The organism is Flavobacterium sp. (assembly GCF_013823965.1).
In the GTDB taxonomy this organism is placed as follows: Bacteria; Bacteroidota; Bacteroidia; order Flavobacteriales; family Flavobacteriaceae; genus Flavobacterium.
In genome coordinates this window covers 62,331-82,741 of record NZ_PNNA01000074.1, presented here as the reverse complement: position 1 = coordinate 82,741, position 20,411 = coordinate 62,331, and the positions used below count along the sequence as shown (strand labels likewise).

The 20,411-nt window shown below is 36.4% G+C and carries 16 protein-coding genes and 1 pseudogene; 6 read left to right on the top strand and 11 right to left on the bottom strand.

The annotated features are described in order from the left end of the window. Positions 1 to 6 precede the first annotated feature (6 nt). A complete protein-coding gene (feoB, locus tag C0430_RS08660; protein WP_290868257.1) occupies positions 7 to 2,109 on the top strand; it encodes a ferrous iron transport protein B in 2,103 nt (700 codons plus the stop codon). Positions 2,110 to 2,236: 127 nt separating this feature from the next. Here the strand turns inward: feoB and C0430_RS08650 are convergent, their stop codons facing one another. After that, on the bottom strand, positions 2,237 to 2,890 hold the full coding sequence (locus tag C0430_RS08650) for a metal-dependent transcriptional regulator (RefSeq protein WP_290868251.1): 654 nt from the start codon (positions 2,888 to 2,890) through the stop codon (positions 2,237 to 2,239). Between the two features lie 53 nt (positions 2,891 to 2,943). Continuing rightward, complete coding sequence (locus C0430_RS08645; RefSeq protein WP_290868248.1) at positions 2,944 to 4,815, bottom strand: Nramp family divalent metal transporter; 1,872 nt, start codon at positions 4,813 to 4,815, stop codon at positions 2,944 to 2,946. A gap of 270 nt (positions 4,816 to 5,085) precedes the next feature. Here C0430_RS08645 and C0430_RS08640 point away from each other — a divergent pair, with 270 nt between their 5' ends. After that, positions 5,086 to 5,496 (top strand): BrxA/BrxB family bacilliredoxin, encoded by a 411-nt coding sequence (locus C0430_RS08640; protein ID WP_290868245.1) that lies wholly within the window; start codon positions 5,086 to 5,088, stop codon positions 5,494 to 5,496. 63 nt (positions 5,497 to 5,559) lie between these two features. On the opposite strand, the gene C0430_RS08635 is transcribed toward C0430_RS08640, so the two are convergent. Together C0430_RS08635 and C0430_RS08630 are read right to left on the bottom strand one after the other, a co-directional pair. Further along, entirely contained in the window at positions 5,560 to 7,356 is a 1,797-nt protein-coding gene (locus C0430_RS08635) for a PAS domain S-box protein (protein ID WP_290868241.1), read from the bottom strand. A gap of 175 nt (positions 7,357 to 7,531) precedes the next feature. After that, entirely contained in the window at positions 7,532 to 8,467 is a 936-nt protein-coding gene (locus tag C0430_RS08630) for an SPOR domain-containing protein (protein WP_290868237.1), read from the bottom strand. 102 nt (positions 8,468 to 8,569) lie between these two features. On the opposite strand from C0430_RS08630, the gene dprA reads away from it, so the two are divergent. Beyond that, a complete protein-coding gene (dprA, locus tag C0430_RS08625; protein WP_290868234.1) occupies positions 8,570 to 9,670 on the top strand; it encodes a DNA-processing protein DprA in 1,101 nt (366 codons plus the stop codon). Positions 9,671 to 9,814: 144 nt separating this feature from the next. Then, complete coding sequence (locus C0430_RS08620) at positions 9,815 to 10,555, top strand: lysophospholipid acyltransferase family protein (protein ID WP_290868230.1); 741 nt, start codon at positions 9,815 to 9,817, stop codon at positions 10,553 to 10,555. 43 nt (positions 10,556 to 10,598) lie between these two features. On the opposite strand, the pseudogene C0430_RS08615 reads toward C0430_RS08620, so the two are convergent. The 7 genes and pseudogenes from C0430_RS08615 to C0430_RS08585 form a co-directional block, all read right to left on the bottom strand. Further along, positions 10,599 to 10,859, bottom strand: a pseudogene (locus C0430_RS08615) (hypothetical protein); the annotation flags it as partial. Then, positions 10,780 to 11,481, bottom strand: coding sequence for a hypothetical protein (locus C0430_RS08610; RefSeq protein ID WP_290868305.1), 702 nt, complete (start codon positions 11,479 to 11,481; stop codon positions 10,780 to 10,782). The gene C0430_RS08610 and the pseudogene C0430_RS08615, both read right to left, overlap by 80 nt. Before the next feature lie 91 nt (positions 11,482 to 11,572). Continuing rightward, positions 11,573 to 12,922, bottom strand: coding sequence for a hypothetical protein (locus C0430_RS08605; RefSeq protein ID WP_290868225.1), 1,350 nt, complete (start codon positions 12,920 to 12,922; stop codon positions 11,573 to 11,575). A 310-nt stretch (positions 12,923 to 13,232) separates the two neighbouring features. Further along, positions 13,233 to 14,237, bottom strand: coding sequence for a recombinase RecA (recA, locus tag C0430_RS08600; RefSeq protein WP_290868302.1), 1,005 nt, complete (start codon positions 14,235 to 14,237; stop codon positions 13,233 to 13,235). Positions 14,238 to 14,334: 97 nt separating this feature from the next. Next, positions 14,335 to 14,844: an acyl-CoA thioesterase gene (locus C0430_RS08595; RefSeq protein ID WP_290868216.1), complete on the bottom strand. Its 510-nt coding sequence runs from the start codon at positions 14,842 to 14,844 to the stop codon at positions 14,335 to 14,337. 58 nt (positions 14,845 to 14,902) lie between these two features. After that, complete coding sequence (locus tag C0430_RS08590; RefSeq protein WP_290868213.1) at positions 14,903 to 15,286, bottom strand: DoxX family membrane protein; 384 nt, start codon at positions 15,284 to 15,286, stop codon at positions 14,903 to 14,905. Between the two features lie 4 nt (positions 15,287 to 15,290). Next, positions 15,291 to 16,439 (bottom strand): DNA polymerase III subunit delta', encoded by a 1,149-nt coding sequence (locus C0430_RS08585; RefSeq protein ID WP_290868210.1) that lies wholly within the window; start codon positions 16,437 to 16,439, stop codon positions 15,291 to 15,293. Between the two features lie 366 nt (positions 16,440 to 16,805). On the opposite strand from C0430_RS08585, the gene C0430_RS08580 reads away from it, so the two are divergent. Together C0430_RS08580 and C0430_RS08575 are read left to right on the top strand one after the other, a co-directional pair. Continuing rightward, positions 16,806 to 17,993, top strand: coding sequence for a phosphoglycerate kinase (locus C0430_RS08580; protein ID WP_290868208.1), 1,188 nt, complete (start codon positions 16,806 to 16,808; stop codon positions 17,991 to 17,993). Between the two features lie 109 nt (positions 17,994 to 18,102). Further along, positions 18,103 to 20,163: a LysM peptidoglycan-binding domain-containing protein gene (locus tag C0430_RS08575; protein ID WP_290868205.1), complete on the top strand. Its 2,061-nt coding sequence runs from the start codon at positions 18,103 to 18,105 to the stop codon at positions 20,161 to 20,163. Positions 20,164 to 20,411 lie beyond the last annotated feature (248 nt).

Genomic DNA, 20,411 nt, shown 5'->3' with positions numbered 1-20,411 from the left:
CTCCAAATGAGCAAGCAAAACATCAATGTCGCCTTAATTGGAAATCCAAACGTGGGAAAAACTTCGGTTTTTAACCAGCTTACCGGCTTGAACCAACAAGTGGGGAATTATCCCGGAATTACGGTCGAAAAGAAAGTTGGTTTTTGTAAATTACCCAACAACATCAATGCAAACGTAATCGATTTGCCGGGAACCTATAGTTTGAATGCCAGTTCCGCCGACGAAAATGTGGTGATTGAACTTTTGCTCAACAAAAACGACAAACTCTATCCCGATGTAATAGTCGTAGTTTCTGAAGTGGAAAACTTGAAACGCAATTTGTTGCTTTTTACCCAAATAAAAGACTTGGAAATTCCAACCATTCTGGTCATCAACATGGTTGACAGAATGAAACACAAAGGAATTTCATTGGACATTCCGTATTTAGAATCCCAGTTGAAAACTAAAATCGTTTTGGTAAGTTCTCGAAAAGGAACTGGAATCGAAGAATTAAAAAACGCGATTACCACATACAAAACCATTTCTACAGAACCGTGTTTGAACGCTTCCTCCGTTGATGAAGAATACTTCGACACACTTCGAAAAACGTTCCCAAACCAATCTTTGTACAAACTTTGGTTAGTGATTACCCAAGACGTGAATTTTGTGGATTTGAATAGAAAAACCCTCAAAAACAATTCGTTTACAAAAACAGATTCCGAGCTAAAAAGATTGCAACAAAAAGAAACCATCAAACGCTACCAATTTATAAATGGCACGCTAAAAGTGGGTCAAAAGGTGGATTCCGCTTCGGCTACTGATTTCAGGAGTAGACTGGATTTATTGCTCACGCACAAGATTTGGGGATATCTTATATTCTTTGTGATATTGTTCGGTATTTTTCAATCCATATTTGAATGGTCAAAAATACCAATGGATTTTATTGATCAAACCTTTGCCAGTTTAAGTTCATTGGCAAATGACAACTTGCCGCCAGGAGCTTTCACCTATTTAATCGCACAAGGAATTATTCCAGGGATTGGAGGGATTTTAATTTTTATTCCCCAAATTACTTTTCTGTTTTTGTTCATTTCCATTCTTGAAGAAAGCGGTTACATGAGCCGCGTGGTCTTTTTGATGGACAAAATTATGCGCAAATTTGGGCTGTCAGGCAAAAGCGTTGTGCCACTAATTTCAGGAACCGCATGTGCCATTCCGGCGATTATGGCCACACGAAATATTGAAAACTGGAAAGAACGATTGATCACGATTTTGGTTACACCCTTTACAACTTGTTCCGCAAGATTACCGGTTTATGCCATCATTATTGGGCTGGTAATTCCGGATGAATATGTTTTCGGGATACTAAATTTGCAAGGCTTGACACTGATGTTGTTGTATCTTATTGGTTTTGGAATGGCAATATTTTCGGCTTATGTCCTCCACAAAGTGTTGCAACTGAATTGCAAGACTTTCTTTGTGGTCGAAATGCCCAATTACAAGTTGCCCATGTTCAAAAACGTGGCGATAAACGTTATCGAAAAAACCAAAGCTTTTGTTTTTGGAGCGGGGAAGATTATTCTTTCCATATCAATAATTTTATGGTTTTTGGCTTCCAATGGTCCAGGCAAAAAGTTTGGCGATGCTGAAACTATTATCAAATCGAAAACAGAAAACAGTGGTCTTTCAGAGATAGAATTGGAGAACAAAGTGGCTTCCTATAAATTAGAAAACTCCTATATCGGGCTGATGGGAAAAACTATTGAACCCTTAATTTCTCCTTTGGGTTACGATTGGAAAATAGGCGTTGCCATTATCAGTTCGTTTGCCGCGAGAGAGGTTTTTGTGGGCACATTGGCCACCATTTACAGCGTTGGCGGAAGCGACAATGAAACCACGATAAAAAACAAAATGGCCTCCGAAGTCCATCCTGAAACTGGGGAAAAAATATTTAATTTTGCTTCCGGAATTTCGCTGTTGTTGTTTTATGCTTTTGCAATGCAATGTGCGAGCACCTTGGCCGTTACCAAAAAAGAGACCAATAGCTGGAAATGGCCTTTGGGTCAATTGATTTTTATGAGCAGTTTTGCTTACTTGACAGCCTTGCTTGCCTATCAAATTTTAAAATAAACTTTATGTTACAAGAAATATTAGCATACATAACCCTTGCAATTGCCGTTGTTTTTTTATTCAAAAAATTCTTTATCAAAAAAAAGAAAAAATCGGATAAAAACTGTGGCGACGATTGCAATTGTCATTAACCCACTTTCACGAATAAGTTCCCTGCAATTTTATTGGAAATCGTCAACTCTTTGGAATCTACTTTTATTTTTAGGGACAAATCGAAACTTTCTTTTCCAATAATTTCAATTTTTGAACCCAATGCAATTTCCTGTTTGTCCAAGTATTTCAAGAAATCTGCCGACGAATCTTTAACACCAACACAAACTCCTGTTTGGTTTACCGCCAATTCGGAAAGCAAATGCTTTTCTGTTTTTATAATCTGTCCGTAAGCGTTTGGAATTGGATCACCGTGTGGATCTTCGGTAGGATTGCCTAAAAAATCATCGAGTTTGTTGATGAGTTTTTCTGATTTTATGTGTTCTAGTTCTTCGGCAATGTCATGTACTTCGTCCCAAGAAAAATCCAATTTATCGACCAAGAAAACTTCCCACAAACGGTGTTTTCTAACAATCATTTTAGCGGACAATTTACCCTTTTCGGTAAGGGAAACTCCTTGGTATTTTATGTAATTGACCAAATCTTTTTCGGCCAATTTCTTGAGCATGTCAGTCACTGAAGAAGCTTTGGTTTCCATCTTTTCGGCAATGGCATTCGTGCTCACTTCCAATTCTGAACTTGTGGTCAGGTGATATATGGTTTTGAGATAATTTTCTTCTGAAAGAGTCATTTGATGGCAGATTTAAAAAATCAAAATATAAAATAGTGATAATTAATACTTTTTTAATTTTTAACGATAAATAACGGAATGGAAATCTTGTGACGCAACTTGTCTACGGTTGTCCCAAAAATCAAGTCCTTGAAACCAGTGTGACCGTGGGTTCCCATCACCAAAACATCAAATTCTCCTTTATTGATGATTTCCGGTATGACTTTATTTGGCTTGCCAAAGCCTAATTTAGTTTTCACATTGAATCCTTTTTGCGAAAGCATTTCTTTGTATTCTTTCAATAACTTTTCGTCAATCAAGGTTTCGTGGTCATCAATATTTTTACCGTAAATCATCGCGCCAACGGTTTCCACGACGTGAATCAAAGTGTATTTCGCTTCCATTCCGCCCAACTCAAAGGCGCTGTTTATGGCAATTTCATCGGCGGAAGAAAAATCCACCGAAACGGCAATATTCTTTTTATTATAACTTCCCGATTGAGAAAATTGTAGTTTTAAACTGTGTGGCGAATGATTTTGAATGTCGTGTTTTGCCTTGGTAACAAAAGGTTTAAAAACAATATACAACAGCAAAATCAAGAATCCAATGGCCAATGGAACAACCGTAAGCCACAATACAATTGGATTTTCGGAAGTTTCCAGCCAGTCCATAATTTCATTGAACACTAATTTTACATTGAGCGAAACAATAATCAAGGCCACAACCCAAGCGATAATTTGAGTCGTTTTACTTATGTGAAAACCTTTCATTTTAGATTTGTCGCTCACAAAATGTATCAACGGAATTATGGCAAAACCCAATTGCAAACTCAAGATAACTTGGCTCAAAATCAATAGTTTTCCCGTTACGCTTTCGCCAAAAATAGAAATTACGATAACTGCGGGAACGATGGCAATCAATCGCGTGATTATTCTTCGAACCCAAGGCTGGATTCGTAAATTCAAATAGCCTTCCATGATGATTTGTCCGGCCAATGTTCCCGTGACGGTAGAACTTTGTCCGGCTGCGATCAAGGCAACTGCAAATAAAATTGGAGCCCATTTTGTGCCCAACAAAGGTTGCAAAAATTGATGCGCATCCTGGATTTCGGCAACTTCAAACATGCCGTTTTTATAAAATGTGGCTGCCGCCAAAATCAAAATGGCCGCATTTACAAAAAAAGCCAAATTTAAGGCAATGGCCGAATCAATGAAATTGTATTTTATGGCTTGCTTGATTCCTGTAGTGCTTCGGTCAAATTTTCGGGTTTGAACCAAGGAAGAATGCAGGTATAAATTGTGCGGCATTACCGTGGCTCCAATAATTCCTATGGCAATGTACAAAGCGGCTTCACTTGGCATCGAAGGAATCAAGCCATAAATCACTTTGTCCATTTCGGGTTGTGCAAAAATCATTTCGAAAATAAATGAAATCCCAATAATCGTGACCAAGACAATGATGAAAGCTTCCATTTTTCGGATTCCTTTATTAATCAGGAACAATAATAAAAACGTGTCCAAAACCGTAATCAAAACGCCTTCAACAAGTGGAATTCCAAAGAGTAAATTGATCCCGATTGCCATTCCCAAAACTTCTGCCAAATCACAAGCCGCAATGGCGATTTCAGCCAGAAAATAGAGAACATAATTGATGGGTTTTGAATACGTTTCCCTTGAAGCTTGCGCCAAATCGCGTTGGGTGACAATCCCGAGTCGAGCGCTAAAACTTTGCAGCAACAAAGCCATAATGTTGCTCATCAATAAAACCCAAAGCAGGGAATAACCAAACTGGCTTCCGCCGGCAATGTCCGTTGCCCAATTGCCTGGATCCATATAACCCACGCTTACCAAGTATGCGGGACCAAAAAATGCGAGTATTTTTCTAAAAACGGAAGTTTTATTTTGTGTCTGAACGGATTGATTTACTTCTTCTAAAGATTTGTCCATAGCTGAAATTGAATTACAAAAACAAATATAAGAATAAAAATTACACAAGGGTAATTATTTTTTTAGCTTTGTCTAAATTTTAATTTAAAGAATGAAAAATGGAAAAACTCTAATTCATAATTTCTTTCTTTGGGCTAATTCTTATCAATTTAAAATTTAATTAGAATCATTCTATAAAACTATAACAAAACTTTATAATTCAAACTTACAACTTGATTTTAAACTTTGTAACTTTGCAACTTTCGAATTTTAATCTTTAAATAAAAAAATATGTATCCAGAAGAAATGGTAAAACCAATGCAGGCTGAATTGACAGCGGTTGGTTTTCAAGATTTACATAGTGCAGAAGATGTTGATGCTGCCATAAAAGCAGAAGGAACAACATTAGTGGTGGTAAACTCTGTTTGTGGTTGTGCTGCCAGAAATGCACGTCCGGGAGCAGCAATGAGCTTGGACAATGCCAAGAAACCTGATCATTTAATCACGGTTTTTGCAGGAGTTGACAAAGATGCCGTGGCTGCCGCAAGACAACACATGTTTCCTTTTCCTCCATCTTCGCCAAGCATTGCCTTGTTCAAAAACGGAGAATTAATTCACATGTTGGAACGTCACCACATCGAAGGTCGTCCCGCTGAATTGATTGCAGACAACTTGAAAGACGCTTTCAACGAATATTGCTAAAAGCAAATTAGAATAGAACAAAAAACCACGCCGATTGCGTGGTTTTTTTATGATCACAAATAATCAAGGTTTCTTTTCTATACCGGATTTGAAGCCTATTAATTGTCTGTACTTTAATTCAGATTCTTTCAGTTCTTCTTCTAATTGTTTGTATTTGCTGATGTCTTTTATGGTTACAACGGCGGCAACTACATTATCGTTTTGGTCAACTAACGGTCTCCCGCTAATAAGCACCCGTTTCTTTTCCTGTTTGACTGGATCCCAAAGCACCACGTCAACATCATCTGTGGACTCGCCGTTAAAAGCACGTTCCATAGGCAGATTTTGAGCTGGAAAAACTGTTTTTTGGTCTGGCGAATAAACCTCAAAATGATTGACAAAGTTGGCCGAAATTTTATCGTCCTCATTGATTCCAAAAAATGCATTGGCCATGTCATTGGCCAAAATTATTTTTTTATTGGCATTGGCCACAATAATTCCCTCGCCAATGTTCTCGACTATCAATCTTAATTTTTCCTCGTTTTCGAATAACTCATTCGTTGCTGATTGCCGCTCGTTTTCTAATTGAACCATCTGGGTGACATCGCGTCCAACTGAATAAAAAAGTCCTTGTTTTGTATCAATATTACTGTTCCAATCGAGCCATTTAAAAGTGCCGTCTTTGCAAAGAAAACGCGTCCTGAAATTAACAATTGGATTGCCTTCCATATGTTTGGCCAGCACTTCGTTGGCTGCTTTCAAATCATCGGGATGAATTAAATCCATGAATTTCATTCTGTCCATGTCATTCTGGTTGTAGCCAAGTGTTTTCGTGAGAGCAGGATTAATTTTAATAAAGTGTTCCCCTTTTGCAACCGTGAGAATGTCAAATGACATATTAAAAAACATATCGGCCATTTTCAGTGATTCTTCATTTTCTTTTTGTTTGGTGATATCCTTGGCTACAGCATACAAAAGTCCTGTTGAAACATCTGGAGATGTTGACCATAAAATCCATTTCAAGGAGCCGTCTTTACAGAGGTATCTGTTTTCAAAATTAATAGTTAGAGCTCCTTTTTGAAGTTTGGCAACTTCATTCAGGGTAATTTCAACATCATCGGGATACACAAAGTCCAGAAAAGGTTTGCTCAACAATTCTTCCTCGGCATATCCAAGTGTTTTGGTAACTGACGGATTAATTTTGATAAATTTATCAGAGGCAATAATCATCATGTCCAAAGACATGTTAAAAAATTTGTCGGCTGCTTTTAATGATTCTTCCAGTTTTTTTCTTTCGGTAATGTCTGTTGAAATACCTGCAATGGCATAAACTCTTCCTTCTGCATCATACAAAGGAAATTTAACGGCAATATAAGTATGCGAACCGTCTGGTTGCTCAATTGTCTCTTCGGTTTTTAGTTCCCGTAATGCTTTTACCACTTCAAGATCGGAATTTCGATAGGCGTCAGCGACTTCTTTTGGCAAGAAATCATGATCGGTTTTGCCTATTATTTCTGAATTGGAAATATGGAATAATGATTCGTATTGTTTATTAATCAATAAATACTCTCCATTTATTTTTTTGATAAAGATGGGATTTGAGGTATTGTCAATAATGGACTGAAGCAATTGCTTGTTTTCGGAAAGCTGGTTTTGTGAAATGTTTTTGGCACGCAACTGGGCACGAATGATAAAATAAACGATGATTAACAAAATAATGGAGAGTCCAAATAAGGAAATTTCAAGCCAATCCAATTTTGCATCCAAGGTTTTATCCCTTTGCTTGTCCAAACGCGTGATAAAAATCCATCCCGAAGCAACGACAACCAATAAATTGATGATGAATCCCAGCAGTATTTTCTTTTCAAGGGAAATTTTCATGGCTTTGTGCTTTAAAACGCATTACACATCAATCATAAAGAACTTAAAGTTAGTCAATTATATTGAAATGTGTTCGAAAATTTCAAAAAATAATTTTTTCAATTCGAAAAAAATTATTTTGAATTCACTTTAAAAGCCAAAAAAAAGCCTGTTCGTTTTGAACAGGCTTTTTAAATTATAATGATTCTACCAGCACCCAAGCATCAGGATTTTCGGTTTTTTGAATTTCCTGTTTTGCTTTTTCGGCTTCGGCAAAAGTGGCGTAACTTCCGTAAAGAACTGGAAATAATCCGTGTTTATTTTGTGGAATTCTGCGTGCTTTATAACCTTGACTGGATAATTGTTCAAATTTCTTTTGAGCATTTCTTTCGTCTCTAAAAGCACCGGCCATAATGTGGTAAGACATTTTTTCTTCTTTCACCGTAAGAGTTACGGCTGGAATTGGATTTTTGATAAAGAAAGTGGCTTCTTGAATTTTGTTTTGAACTTGTTTTTGAACTGATTGCTCTACAATAATCGTTTCATTGGCAATTTGTTGTTGGTAAACCGGATAAGCAATAGCCCCTGTCAAACCTAATCCTAAAACAAAAACAGCTGCATATTTCAAATAAGCACTTGTTCTTCTTCTTTCCGGAATAAAATCGATTACTTCTTTTTCCTCGAGAGCTTCTATTTTTTGTTCAAAAATTTCTCTTTTCACCATTGGCGAAACAAAGGCGCTCAAACCAAAAGAACTAGTCAAATAATTGGTCTGGTCGTAAGGAGTGAAAATCAAATTTTTATCGGCATTCAGCGAAAAATTTCCAACGTTTTTAATGGAAAACAGACCGTTTTCCTGAAGTGCTTTTTTCCAATTGAAAACCTCATATTGAATGGCACTGATGGCGTATTCGTATGAAGTTTTTTCGGCTTGGGCAATATGATTGGCCAATAATCCATCGTTGTTTTTTAAATAAGCATTGAAAGAAATCATTTTCTTTGGAGGAAAAAATGAATTGGAACTTTCAATTAATTGTGCCGATTGAATTTCGGTCAAAAAAGCTCCGAAACCCGGAACGGTTACACACTGGTAACGGTATAAAAGTTGTGCGATGTAGGATTCGATGTTCATAGTTACAAAGTTATACATTGAGAATAGTTATCAAAATTTTATTCACAATTTTTATTAACAATCCGCCTAAATTTTTATACATTTCAGCCTCAAACGATTAGTATGACAGAGCAAGAATTATTTCATTTATTGGCCTTGCAACAAGTAGAAGGTGTGGGCGATATTATGGCCAAAAAATTAATAAATCATTGCGGAAGCGCGGAAGCAGTTTTCAACACAAAAACTTCCCAAATCGCTGCCATCGACGGAATTGGATCTGTTTTATTGCAAAAATTGAAAGACAAAACCGTTTTTGAAAAAGCCGAACAAGAGCTTCAATTTATAAAATCAAACGAAATCAACGTGGCTTATTTTCAGGACGAAAATTATCCAGACCGATTGAAACATTGCATCGACGGACCAGTTTTGTTGTTTACCTCGGGCAATATGGATTTGAAAAACAAGAAAACCATCAGCATTGTGGGAACACGACAAATCACGTCTTACGGAATGGAATTTTGTCGAAAATTGATTGAAGATTTGGCGCCACTTGACCCAGTAATCGTGAGTGGTTTTGCCTATGGTGTCGATATTTTTGCACATCAGTTGGCGATGGAACACGATTTGCAAACCATTGGAGTTGTGGCACACGGTTTAAACCAAATTTATCCCAAAAACCACAAGAAATATGTGGCCAAAGTAGAACAAAACGGCGGTTTTATGACAGAATTTTGGAGCTCGTCCAATCCTGAAAAGGAAAATTTTGTCCGCAGAAACCGCATTGTTGCCGGAATTTCCGAAGCCACGATTGTTATCGAATCTGCCGAAAGAGGCGGTTCATTAATCACTGCCAATATCGCCAATGATTACAACCGCGATGTTTTTGCCGTTCCAGGTCGAACAACCGACAAATACAGTCAAGGCTGCAACAACTTGATCAAAACCCAAAAAGCAAATGTGCTAACGAGCGCTGCTGATTTAATTTATATCCTGAATTGGGACATTGAAAGCAAAACAAAAACCGTACAAAAACAACTCTTTGTCACGCTCGAAAACGATGAACAAAAAGTGTATGATTACCTCCTCAAAAACGGAAAAGAATTGATGGATATCATTGCCTTGAGATGTGATTTTCCTATTTATAAAATCTCGGGAATGTTGCTGAACATGGAACTCAAAGGCGTAATTAGACCTTTGCCCGGAAAATTGTTTGAGGCGATATAAACCACAGATTTGCTGATGACGAACAATTTTTAATCTTCAAAACTGCGGTAATTTTTTATTAATATTGAAATTCAAAAAATTTAAACACCATATTTTTTTACTTTTCGAAAAAAGTTTGTGGTTAAAAAAAGTAAATTTGGCACTATGAGAGGAATAAAAATTATTTTTTGGGCGATTTGGCGCGTTTGGTTTTATGTCTTGATGGCCATTCCCATTCTAGTCATGTTTCCTTTTTTGGTGTTATCCATTCTGACCGAAAGCGGCTATCCTTACTTTTTTAAAATGGCGAGAATTTGGGCAAAATTCATTCTTTTGGGAATGGGTTTTTATTATAAAATTGACAAAGAACAAGAATTGGAGTCCGACAAAAGCTATATGTTTATTGCCAATCACACTTCGATGGCCGATATCATGTTGATGCTTGTCACGACACGAAAACCTTTTGTTTTTGTGGGAAAAAAAGAATTGGTAAAAATCCCCTTGTTCGGATTTTTCTACAAACGCACCTGTATTTTGGTTGATAGAGATTCATCAAGAAGTAGAGGCGAGGTTTTTGAAAGAGCCCAAAAAAGAATCAATCAAGGGTTGAGTATTTGTATTTTTCCAGAAGGAAAAGTCCCTGATGATGAATCAATAGTGTTGGATGAATTTAAAAATGGCGCTTTTCGATTGGCGATTGAACACCAATTGACGGTTGTTCCAATCGCATTTTTAGACAACAAAAAAAGGTATTCTTATACTATTTTTAGTGGAAAACCAGGACTCTTAAGAGTAAAAATCCTTTCCTTTATAGAAACTAATGCTAAAACAAAAACCGATATAAACGAAATTAGAGAAAGTTCCTGGAGTGTAATTCACAAGGAATTAATAGCGTTTCAAAAATAGAAACAAAAAAAAGAGTTCACCACGGTGAACTCTTTTCTAATTTTTAAGCATTATTTTCTTTAATCAAAGCCTTGATTTTTTCTTCCAATTCATCGGCTAATTCTGGATTGTCCTTGATTAAAGCTTTTACCGCATCACGACCTTGACCTAATTTGGTGTCGCCATAACTGAACCAAGAACCTGCTTTTTTGATGATTTCGAATTCAACGGCTAAATCTAATATTTCAACTAAACCAATTTGGCATTCCTATATGGGTTTGAACCCATTTGCCATTTTTCTTTTTATATATTATAATATTTGAACTACCGCTCAAACCGGAAAGATCGCCTTTAGAAAAAGTAAAAATCAGACACTCTCTATTTTGATAATAGATAGGCTCCGAGAATAAATAAAACTCATAATGAGTAGTACAATCAAGATTCTTTTCGAAAGGTGTTATTTTGCTAGGTATATACTTTTCGATAAAAGCTTTAGAGCCAGGTTGTAATTCTTCAAAAATTACATTTTTATAATTAAAATTTTCTGCAACCCAGCAACATTCTCCCCCGCTATCGGTAGCGTTTTCTATTTCTGTTACAGAGTTTTTGCTGTATTTTTTTCTTGCTATTTCCCAGTCTGCTTCTTTATAGAATGTTTTATCTTCATAATTTTTTTTGCTATCTATGGAATCCAAAGCGTAAATCTCATTTAATCTAAGAATCTTTAAGGTCATATTCGTATTGATTTTTCTGCTATGAATCATAATTTTTTTAGAACGATCTTTAATTTTTGTGTCTAAAAAATCACTGACTACTGCATATTTTTCGCTGAGTGTGTCATTAATCTTACCGATAGGATTAGTGGATACAACTCTACTTTTATCAGATCTAGATGCACAACCTAACATAAGAATTACAACAATGACTGTAAAATTTATATATTTCATTTGTTATATATTTACTTGTTATGTTTTCCTAAAAATGTCTATAATTAATGTCGAATTTGACTAAAATGAAATAATAGGCATCCCATTTTATTTAATTACACTGTTTTCCAACCGCATATTGCCCTTGAGAATAAACACCGTTAATTTCCGCACCAATTCTAGCGGTTATTCTTGTGTTGTCTATAATTCCTTCCTGACATTTTTTATTATATACATCAGTACCTTGCAAACCACTCCAAGCCATATCCAAAAAAACTTGCTTGTCTGATACAGAACTTGGAATTCCAGTATCATTCAATTGATATTGTTCTAATGCCGATGCAATTGCATTGACATATTTGTTTGCCATATCTTCGTGTTGGGCATAATTAGAATTGGTTGTAGAATTTGTTTTGTTTACATATATATTGAATAATTCGGGAAAATCTGTAAACGGGGCATTTGTCGGATAGGTATTGTAATCATCTACTACACTCAACATAAATGCGTGTATCGTTTCATGTAATAAAGCTGTGGCTTTATACAATTTTGATGCGGTGGTAAAATCATTTTGTGTTACAGTAACTAAGTAGTTGTTTTTTGAGACTTTAATTGTTTCGGCGTAATTCCCAGGTTTTTGCATAGTTCCCATTTTCATTGTCACAATATAATCATTTTTTGCCCCTAGTTTTGTCATAACATTTGCTATATCAGCGTTTGTGGCGTTTTTTAGTTGCTCCATTATCTCTTTGAGACAAGGGTCTAATTGTGTGTCATCAATATTATTCTCGATGGATACCGATACATTCTCGACAATTTCCTGTCTAATGGTTACGTATTTATAGGTTTCATATGAACTCTCAGATTCACCACAAGGCACACTCATAGGTTCATCGACTGTGTAGGTTGTAATTGTGGTGTAAGAGTAGGTTTTTTCAGTGCTATTCCCAACGGAAATATAATAATAATGATCCGTGTAGATTGAATAAGTAACATAGATGTGCTCTGACAGATAACATTCAGGCACACGACTTGTTTTCTTGTTTTCTAAATAAAACAAACCAACAACCTCATTTAAAGGAATTAACGCTTTATTTCCAGATGGATTTATACTTTTTCCGTTATTCACCACTAGTTGGTCTATTTGCTTTCCAGATAATTCATAAACATTGAGAGTACCAGTAAAAGAACCTATTTCTTGAATAGAATTAACATATAAAGAATATTTTAAACCAGAATAGATTTCAATTAAATAGGAGTAACTCTGATTTTCTTTCTTAATGCTAATCAACTCGTACTTTAATTTGCTTTGAAATAAATTAGATTTGATTATGGTTGGATTTTTTTCTTTGACCTCAATTTCATAAATTTCAATTCCATCCTTCTCCGTTCTCTTCATGCTTTCCCAATTTACAACCAAATTCTTAGCAAAAGTTTGATTTTTAAATTGATCCAGTTTCAATTCTTTTTTTAGTTGATTTGTAATGGCATCGGTTGGATTTATTAATATAGTATCTTCAGGACTACAAGAGTAAAACAATAAAACCAAAGCAACTAAACAAAACTTAAAGTTTAAATTTTGGAATTTGGAATTTGGAATTTGGAATTTTTCATAATTTAGTAAGATTAAAATTTTAGTTCTAAATTAAAAATAAATTCTCACAAAAATCACCTTTTTATTAAACAATTTTACCAGTTTTGGTGTTTTTCAGAAAGTTGCATTTAAAAATAAACAAAAAAAAGAGTTCACCATAGTGAACTCTTTTCTAATTTTAAGCGTTATTTTCTTTTATCTTGGCCTTGATTTTTTCTTCCAATTCGTCGGCTAATTCTGGATTGTCCTTGATTAAAGCTTTTACCGCATCACGACCTTGACCTAATTTGGTGTCGCCATAACTGAACCAAGAACCTGATTTTTTGACAATTTCGAATTCAACGGCCAAATCCAAGATTTCTCCCGTTTTTGAAACACCTTCGCCGTACATAATGTCAAATTCGGCCACTTTGAAAGGTGGAGCCACCTTGTTTTTCACGATTTTCACCTTGGTCCGGTTTCCAATCACGTTTTCGCCATCCTTGATTTGCGTGGAACGACGAATGTCCAAACGAACCGAAGCGTAGAACTTCAATGCATTTCCACCCGTTGTCGTTTCCGGATTTCCAAACATTACGCCAATTTTCTCTCTCAACTGGTTGATGAAGAAAACGGTACAATGCGTTTTGCTGATGGTTCCGGTCAATTTTCTCAAGGCTTGCGACATCAAACGGGCATGAAGACCCATTTTGGAATCTCCCATTTCGCCTTCGATTTCACTTTTTGGAGTCAAGGCAGCAACCGAGTCAATCACGACGATATCAATTGCTCCTGAACGAATCAAGTTTTCGGCAATTTCCAAGGCTTGTTCTCCGTTGTCCGGTTGCGATATGATTAGGTTTTCGATGTCAACGCCCAATTTTTCGGCATAATTTCTGTCGAAAGCGTGTTCAGCATCTATAAAAGCGGCGATTCCTCCTGCTTTTTGGGCTTCGGCGATGGCATGAAGCGTCAAAGTGGTTTTTCCCGAGGATTCCGGTCCGTATATTTCGATAATTCTTCCTTTTGGATAGCCACCAACTCCCAAGGCTAAATCAATTCCCAAAGATCCAGACGAAATAGTTTCCACTTCTTCGATGGCTTTGTCGCCCATTTTCATCACGGTTCCTTTTCCGTAGGTTTTATCCAGTTTATCAAGGGTAAGTTGTAGTGCTTTTAATTTGGCTTCTTTCTCTGAACTCATCTTTTCTTTCATTTATTTTGGTACTTATCTTTTTGTAAAAATACTTCTTTTTTTGGAAGAAGCAAGGAGAATGTTTTTGTGGAAAAAAAACCTCATTCTATACAAACAACGCCTTCAATTCCGTGGCATCGTGAGGATTTAATTTTCCAGCCAAGACCAAACTCAATTGTTTTCTTCTCAAGGCGTCATCATAACGGTGCTCTTCGAGTTTGGTTTCAGGTATTATTTGTGGGACTTCAACGGGCCTTCCGTTTTCATCCACGGCCACGAAAGTATAAATGGCTTCGTTGGACTTGGTTCTTTCTCCAGATTTTCTGTCTTCGATCCAAACATCGAGGTAAATTTCCATCGAAGTCTTGAAAGCCCTGGATACTTTTGCTTCAATAATAACAACGCTTCCCAAAGGAATGGCTTTGTTGAATGCCACGTGGTTTACGGAAACCGTTACGGAAATTCTGCGAGAATGTCTGCTGGCGGCAATACTTGCGGCACGATCCATACGAGCCAATAATTCGCCACCAAAAAGGTTGTTTAACGGATTTGTTTCGCTTGGCAAAACCAAATCAGTCAATATGGTCAACGATTCAGAAGGATGTTTTGAAGTCATTTTTTATGAGATTTTTAAACCTTATAAGACCTATAAGGTGAACTTGTTAAAAGGTTTTCTAACTCAACAATAAAACCGCCATCACGGACGGAATGAAGTAAATGACAATTGTCCTGGCGCCGTCATAATCTTTGGCCAATCGTTGTCCAAACAACAGCATAAGTAAAGTGATGCTCGAAAAAACAGCTCCATACAACCCAAAGGTTCTTCCGTTGCTCACGAACAATTCTATGCCGCCCACAACACACAAAATCCCCGAAATTAATTCCAAAACCAGAATGTTCAGCAAGGCTAAATGGACTAGGTTTCTCAATTGGGTTTTAGCAAAATGTTCTTTTAACCAATCCAGATTGTCTTTCCAATAAAACAATTTGTCATAACCGGATTGAATAAATGTGATGGCCAAAAAAGCCAAAAGCAAAATAGAGGCAGCATTGTTCATAAACCTATTTTTTATGTATTAAACGAGTCAATTTTATGGATAAATCAGTCAGGATTATTTTGGCATTTCCGTTGCGTTCAATATGATAAATCGCATCGGACAATTCCTGGAATATTTCGTGAATGTTGTTTCCGTTGACAAAAGGTGCAAATTTCGCAATCGTGAAATTCTCGACCGTGGGTTCCATGTAAACCAAACTCGGCGTCTCGTAATTGTGCAGCAAAGCTTGGCGAAAAATATCGATGCAAAACTGCAGAAATTTCTTTTGGGTTTCTCTTCCCAAAGCGGCAATTTGTTCGCTCCATTGAATTAAATCAGCAATTACGGCAGCATTTCCCTTGGCCTTGAAAGCCGCACGAACCCATACCACAAACCACTGTTCAAACGGAAATTCGTCGGTGTCGTCTTTGAGCAAATGCAAGGCTTTGTTGTAATTTCCTTGTGCTTGATGGGCAATTTTAGTGGCTAGTTTCGGGTCGATATTTTCGGTTGAAATTAACGCATCGGCAATGACTTTTTCGCTCAATCCGTTGAAATGCAAAACTTGGCAACGGGAACGTATCGTTTGGATAATGTCTTCCTCGCTTTCGGAAATCAGGATAAAAACAGTTTTTTCTGGTGGCTCTTCCAGTAATTTCAACAATTTGTTTGAGGCGGCGGTATTCATTTTGTCGGCCATCCAAACAATCATGATTTTATAACCGCCCTCGTAGGATTTTAACGATAGTGATTTCAATATTTCCTGGGCATCGTCCACCCGAATTTCGCCCTGTTTGTTTTGCACGCCCAAAACGGAATACCAATCGAACAATCCTCCGTAAGGATTTTGGGCAACAAATTGTCTCCAATCGGCGATAAAATCAATGCTTTTGGGTTTTGTTTTCACGTCTTCAGTGCTTACCGTTGGATAGACGAAATGCAAATCGGGATGGGATATTTTTTGGAATTTGAGGTTGCAACTTTCGTTGGCTCCGAAATTTTCTCCATTTTGATTGTTGCACAAAATATATTGCGCATAGGCGATGGCCATTGGCAAAGTGCCACTTCCTTCGGGACCTACAAATAATTGTGCGTGAGGAATTCGGCCCAAATCGGCACTTCGTGTCAAATGATTTTTGATGTAATCTTGCCCTAAAATTTCTGAAAACTGCATAGGGCAAATATAGAATAAAAAGTCTCAAAACCGCAAAAGTTTGTAGCACCGAAACCTTCTAAAAACAGATTATTTTTGATTCGGTTTTGCATTCTGCAATTTCAGTGTACATTTTAATTCATCCACTTTTGAACGGCGTCCATTTAAAGCAATAAAAAAACAGACACGGCTGCAAGCATAAAAACAAAATGATTTTGAGCAAATAGAAAGAACTCTTTTTAAATTAAATTTTAACAAAACAATTAATTTCGTTTAATTATAACGTTTTCGTTAACAGATTGCCATAATTTTAGAACTATTCTTATTTTTAAGTTATCGAAAAGTCTTATATTTGTTTTTCTTTCAAAAAACTAAAAAAAACATACAATGAAAACGATAAACGATTTTGATTTCAAAAACAAAAAAGCCATTATTCGCGTTGATTTTAACGTGCCATTAGACGAAAATTTTAATGTGACCGATGCCACTCGAATTGAAGCGGCAAAACCTACAATCGACAAAATTCTTGCCGATGGCGGAAGCGTGATTTTGATGTCACACTTGGGAAGACCAAAAGGAGTGGAAAGAAAATATTCATTGGGACATATTGTAAAAAAGGCTTCAGAAATTCTTGGGGAAACCGTTTATTTTTCACCTGATTGTATCGGAAGTGAAGCAGTTAAAGCTGTAGCAAATTTACAACCGGGACAAATTTTATTGTTGGAAAACCTACGTTTTTATTCTCAAGAAGAAGCTGGAGACGTTGATTTTGCAAAACAATTGGCTTCTCTTGGCGACATTTACGTGAACGACGCTTTTGGAACTGCCCACAGAGCACATGCTTCAACAACCATAATTGCACAATTTTTTCCAAATGAAAAATGTTTCGGATTATTATTGGCAAAAGAAATCGAAAGCTTGAACAAAGTTTTAAAAGATTCCCAAAAACCAGTAACGGCAGTTCTTGGAGGTTCAAAAGTGTCATCGAAAATTACGGTTATCGAAAATATTTTGGACAAAGTAGACCACATGATCATTGGTGGTGGAATGACTTTTACTTTCGTGAAAGCTTTGGGAGGAAAAGTTGGAAATTCAATTTGCGAGGATGACAAACAAGAATTAGCCTTGGAAATCTTGAGATTGGCCAAAGAAAAAGGCGTTCAAATCCACATTCCCGTTGATGTTGTTGCCGGTGATGATTTTTCCAATACGGCCAATACCCAAGTTGTTGATGTAAGAGAAATTCCTGATGGATGGGAAGGATTAGATGCTGGACCAAAATCTTTGGAAAACTTCAAAAATGTGATTTTACAATCAAAAACCATACTTTGGAACGGACCTTTGGGCGTTTTTGAAATGCCAACTTTTGCAAAAGGAACCATAGAATTAGGAAACTTTATTGCCGAAGCTACTGCAAACGGAGCGTTCTCCCTAGTGGGTGGTGGTGATTCTGTTGCAGCCGTAAAACAATTTGGTTTTGAAAACAAAGTGAGTTATGTTTCAACTGGTGGAGGAGCAATGCTCGAAATGCTTGAAGGTAGGATTTTACCGGGAATCGCCGCTATTTTAGACTAAAAAATGCATTTTTAACAATTTTTACTGAAATTTTTAGTTATAACCTATTAAGTTTGCAAAAGGCGATTTTTATTTAATCGTTTGAAGTTTAGTATGTTGATTAAAAAGTATGACTATAAAAAACACCGCTCTATCGTTTTTTCTATTATTGTCAATCACTCTGTTTTCACAAAAAGTTGTTGAAAACAGAGGGTTTACAAAAACCGAAACGAATAATTCCTATTTAGATTCCATTAAAAAAACCTTCGTAAAAGACGACATGGCTTCTTGCGTTGACAGCTTATGGATGAAGGAATTGACAAATCTGGACATATACAATGACATTTCCGATGATATAAAAAACATTAATATCGATGAAAAAGTAGACTATGAATTGTCGACGGAATTGTTGAAATCTAGACTGGCGGCAATGGACGCGAAATCGCCATTCAACATCGAATACAATCCAGGTCTGGAAAACATCATCAAGTCATTTCTGAAAAACCGAAAAAAATCTTTTGAACGGTTAATGGCCATTTCAGAATATTATTTTCCGTTGTTTGAAGAGGCTTTAGCCAAACAAAATGTGCCGCTGGAAATTAAATATTTGGCAGTTGTGGAATCAGCCTTGAATCCAAAAGCGGTTTCTAGAATGGGCGCAACGGGACTTTGGCAGTTTATGTATCATACCGGAAAGCAATACAATTTAAAGATTGATTCCTATGTAGACGAACGAAGCGACCCGCTAAAATCAAGCGAAGCTGCCTCTCAATATATGACAAACATGTATGCTATTTTTGGCGACTGGGATTTGGTTTTGGCATCTTATAATTCAGGACCCGGAAATGTTGCCAAAGCGATTCGTCGTTCTGGAGGACAGCAAAACTATTGGAACATCCGGAAAAATTTACCCAAAGAAACGCAAGGATATGTGCCCGCTTTTTTAGCGACAATGTACATTTACGAATACCACAAAGAACACGGAATCGTTCCCAATAGAGCCGCAATAAAACATTTTGCCACAGACACGATAATGATTAAAAAGCAAATGTCGTTCAAACAAATATCAGACTTGCTTGATGTTCCGGTAGCGCAATTGCAATTGTTAAATCCCTCCTACAAACTAAACGTGGTTCCTTTTTATCACGACCAAGCTCATTTTTTGAGATTGCCTATGGATAAAATGGCTGTTTTCGCCTCAAACGAAGACAAAATTTATGCGTATGCAGAGCGCGAAATGAACCTTCGAGAAAGACCTTTCCAGATTAGGAAAGCAATTGTTGCAACAGACACTTTAAATTATACCCAACAACGAATTACACTTCCGAAAACAAAATATTACATCGTAAAAAGAGGTGATAACCTTAGTGAAATTGCCAATAAATATGGTGTTTCCGTTTCCGAAATAAAAAAGTGGAATGCCCTAAAAAGCAACATGGTGTCCAGTGGCAAAAGCTTGAAAATCATCACTAACGAAAGTGTGGTTAAAACGGTGAGAAAAGAACTGAAAACTGACAATATTTTACCAGAAATCAAAGCCCAAAACAAACAAATTGCGGTTTCTGACACTAAAATCATCAAGGAAGAAAAAGCGAACAAAACTATAAAAACAGATACTTTGTCGTCCAATATTACTGCATTTTATGTAGTTCAAAAAGGAGACAACTTAAGTAGTATTGCCAAGAAAAACAATGTTTCGGTCGAGGAAATTAAAGAATGGAATCATCTTTCCGGGACTTCAATTCAATTAGGAGCTTCATTGCAAATTTCTAAAAATGAAGCTGTCGAAAACGAACAAATAGCATTGGTTCCAAAGATGGAAAACGTGGAATACATCGTTAAAAAGGGAGACAATCTTGGGACTATTTCCAAAAAATTTGGAAGCTCTTTGGACGATTTAAAACAATGGAACAATTTGCAAGACAACACTATTACTTTGGGAAGTAGTTTAATTGTTGCCAAAAGTGAAATGGCAATTGAAAACAAAGAACCATCCGAAACGTTCAAGAAAAAAGACAATTTGGCTTCTGTTTCAAAAAGTAAAGACATCAACTATTACGTTAAAAAAGGAGATTCTTTATACAGCATCGCCAAAAAATATCCGGGAGTATCCATTTCTGATATCAAAAAATGGAATGATTTACGTGCCGAAGACCTTAAACCGGGAATGAAATTAAAAATAAACGGATAAGTTTTGTTTTAAAATTTCATCGATGCTCAAACAAACAGCTTTTGTTTTTACCTTTTTTTTCTCTTAAATTCATAAGCCGTACACCAAAAAAGTTTATCCAAGAATGATTGGGAATGTGTCGAAACCTCATCTACAGAGGTCAAAATTTCTTTAAATTATGAAGGTTCGCCCATAGATTTCAAAAAATTTCAATTAAAAAAACTTTCTAAAGAGTAAAACAAAAGTTCCCGGAAAATTCTTTTGTTCTT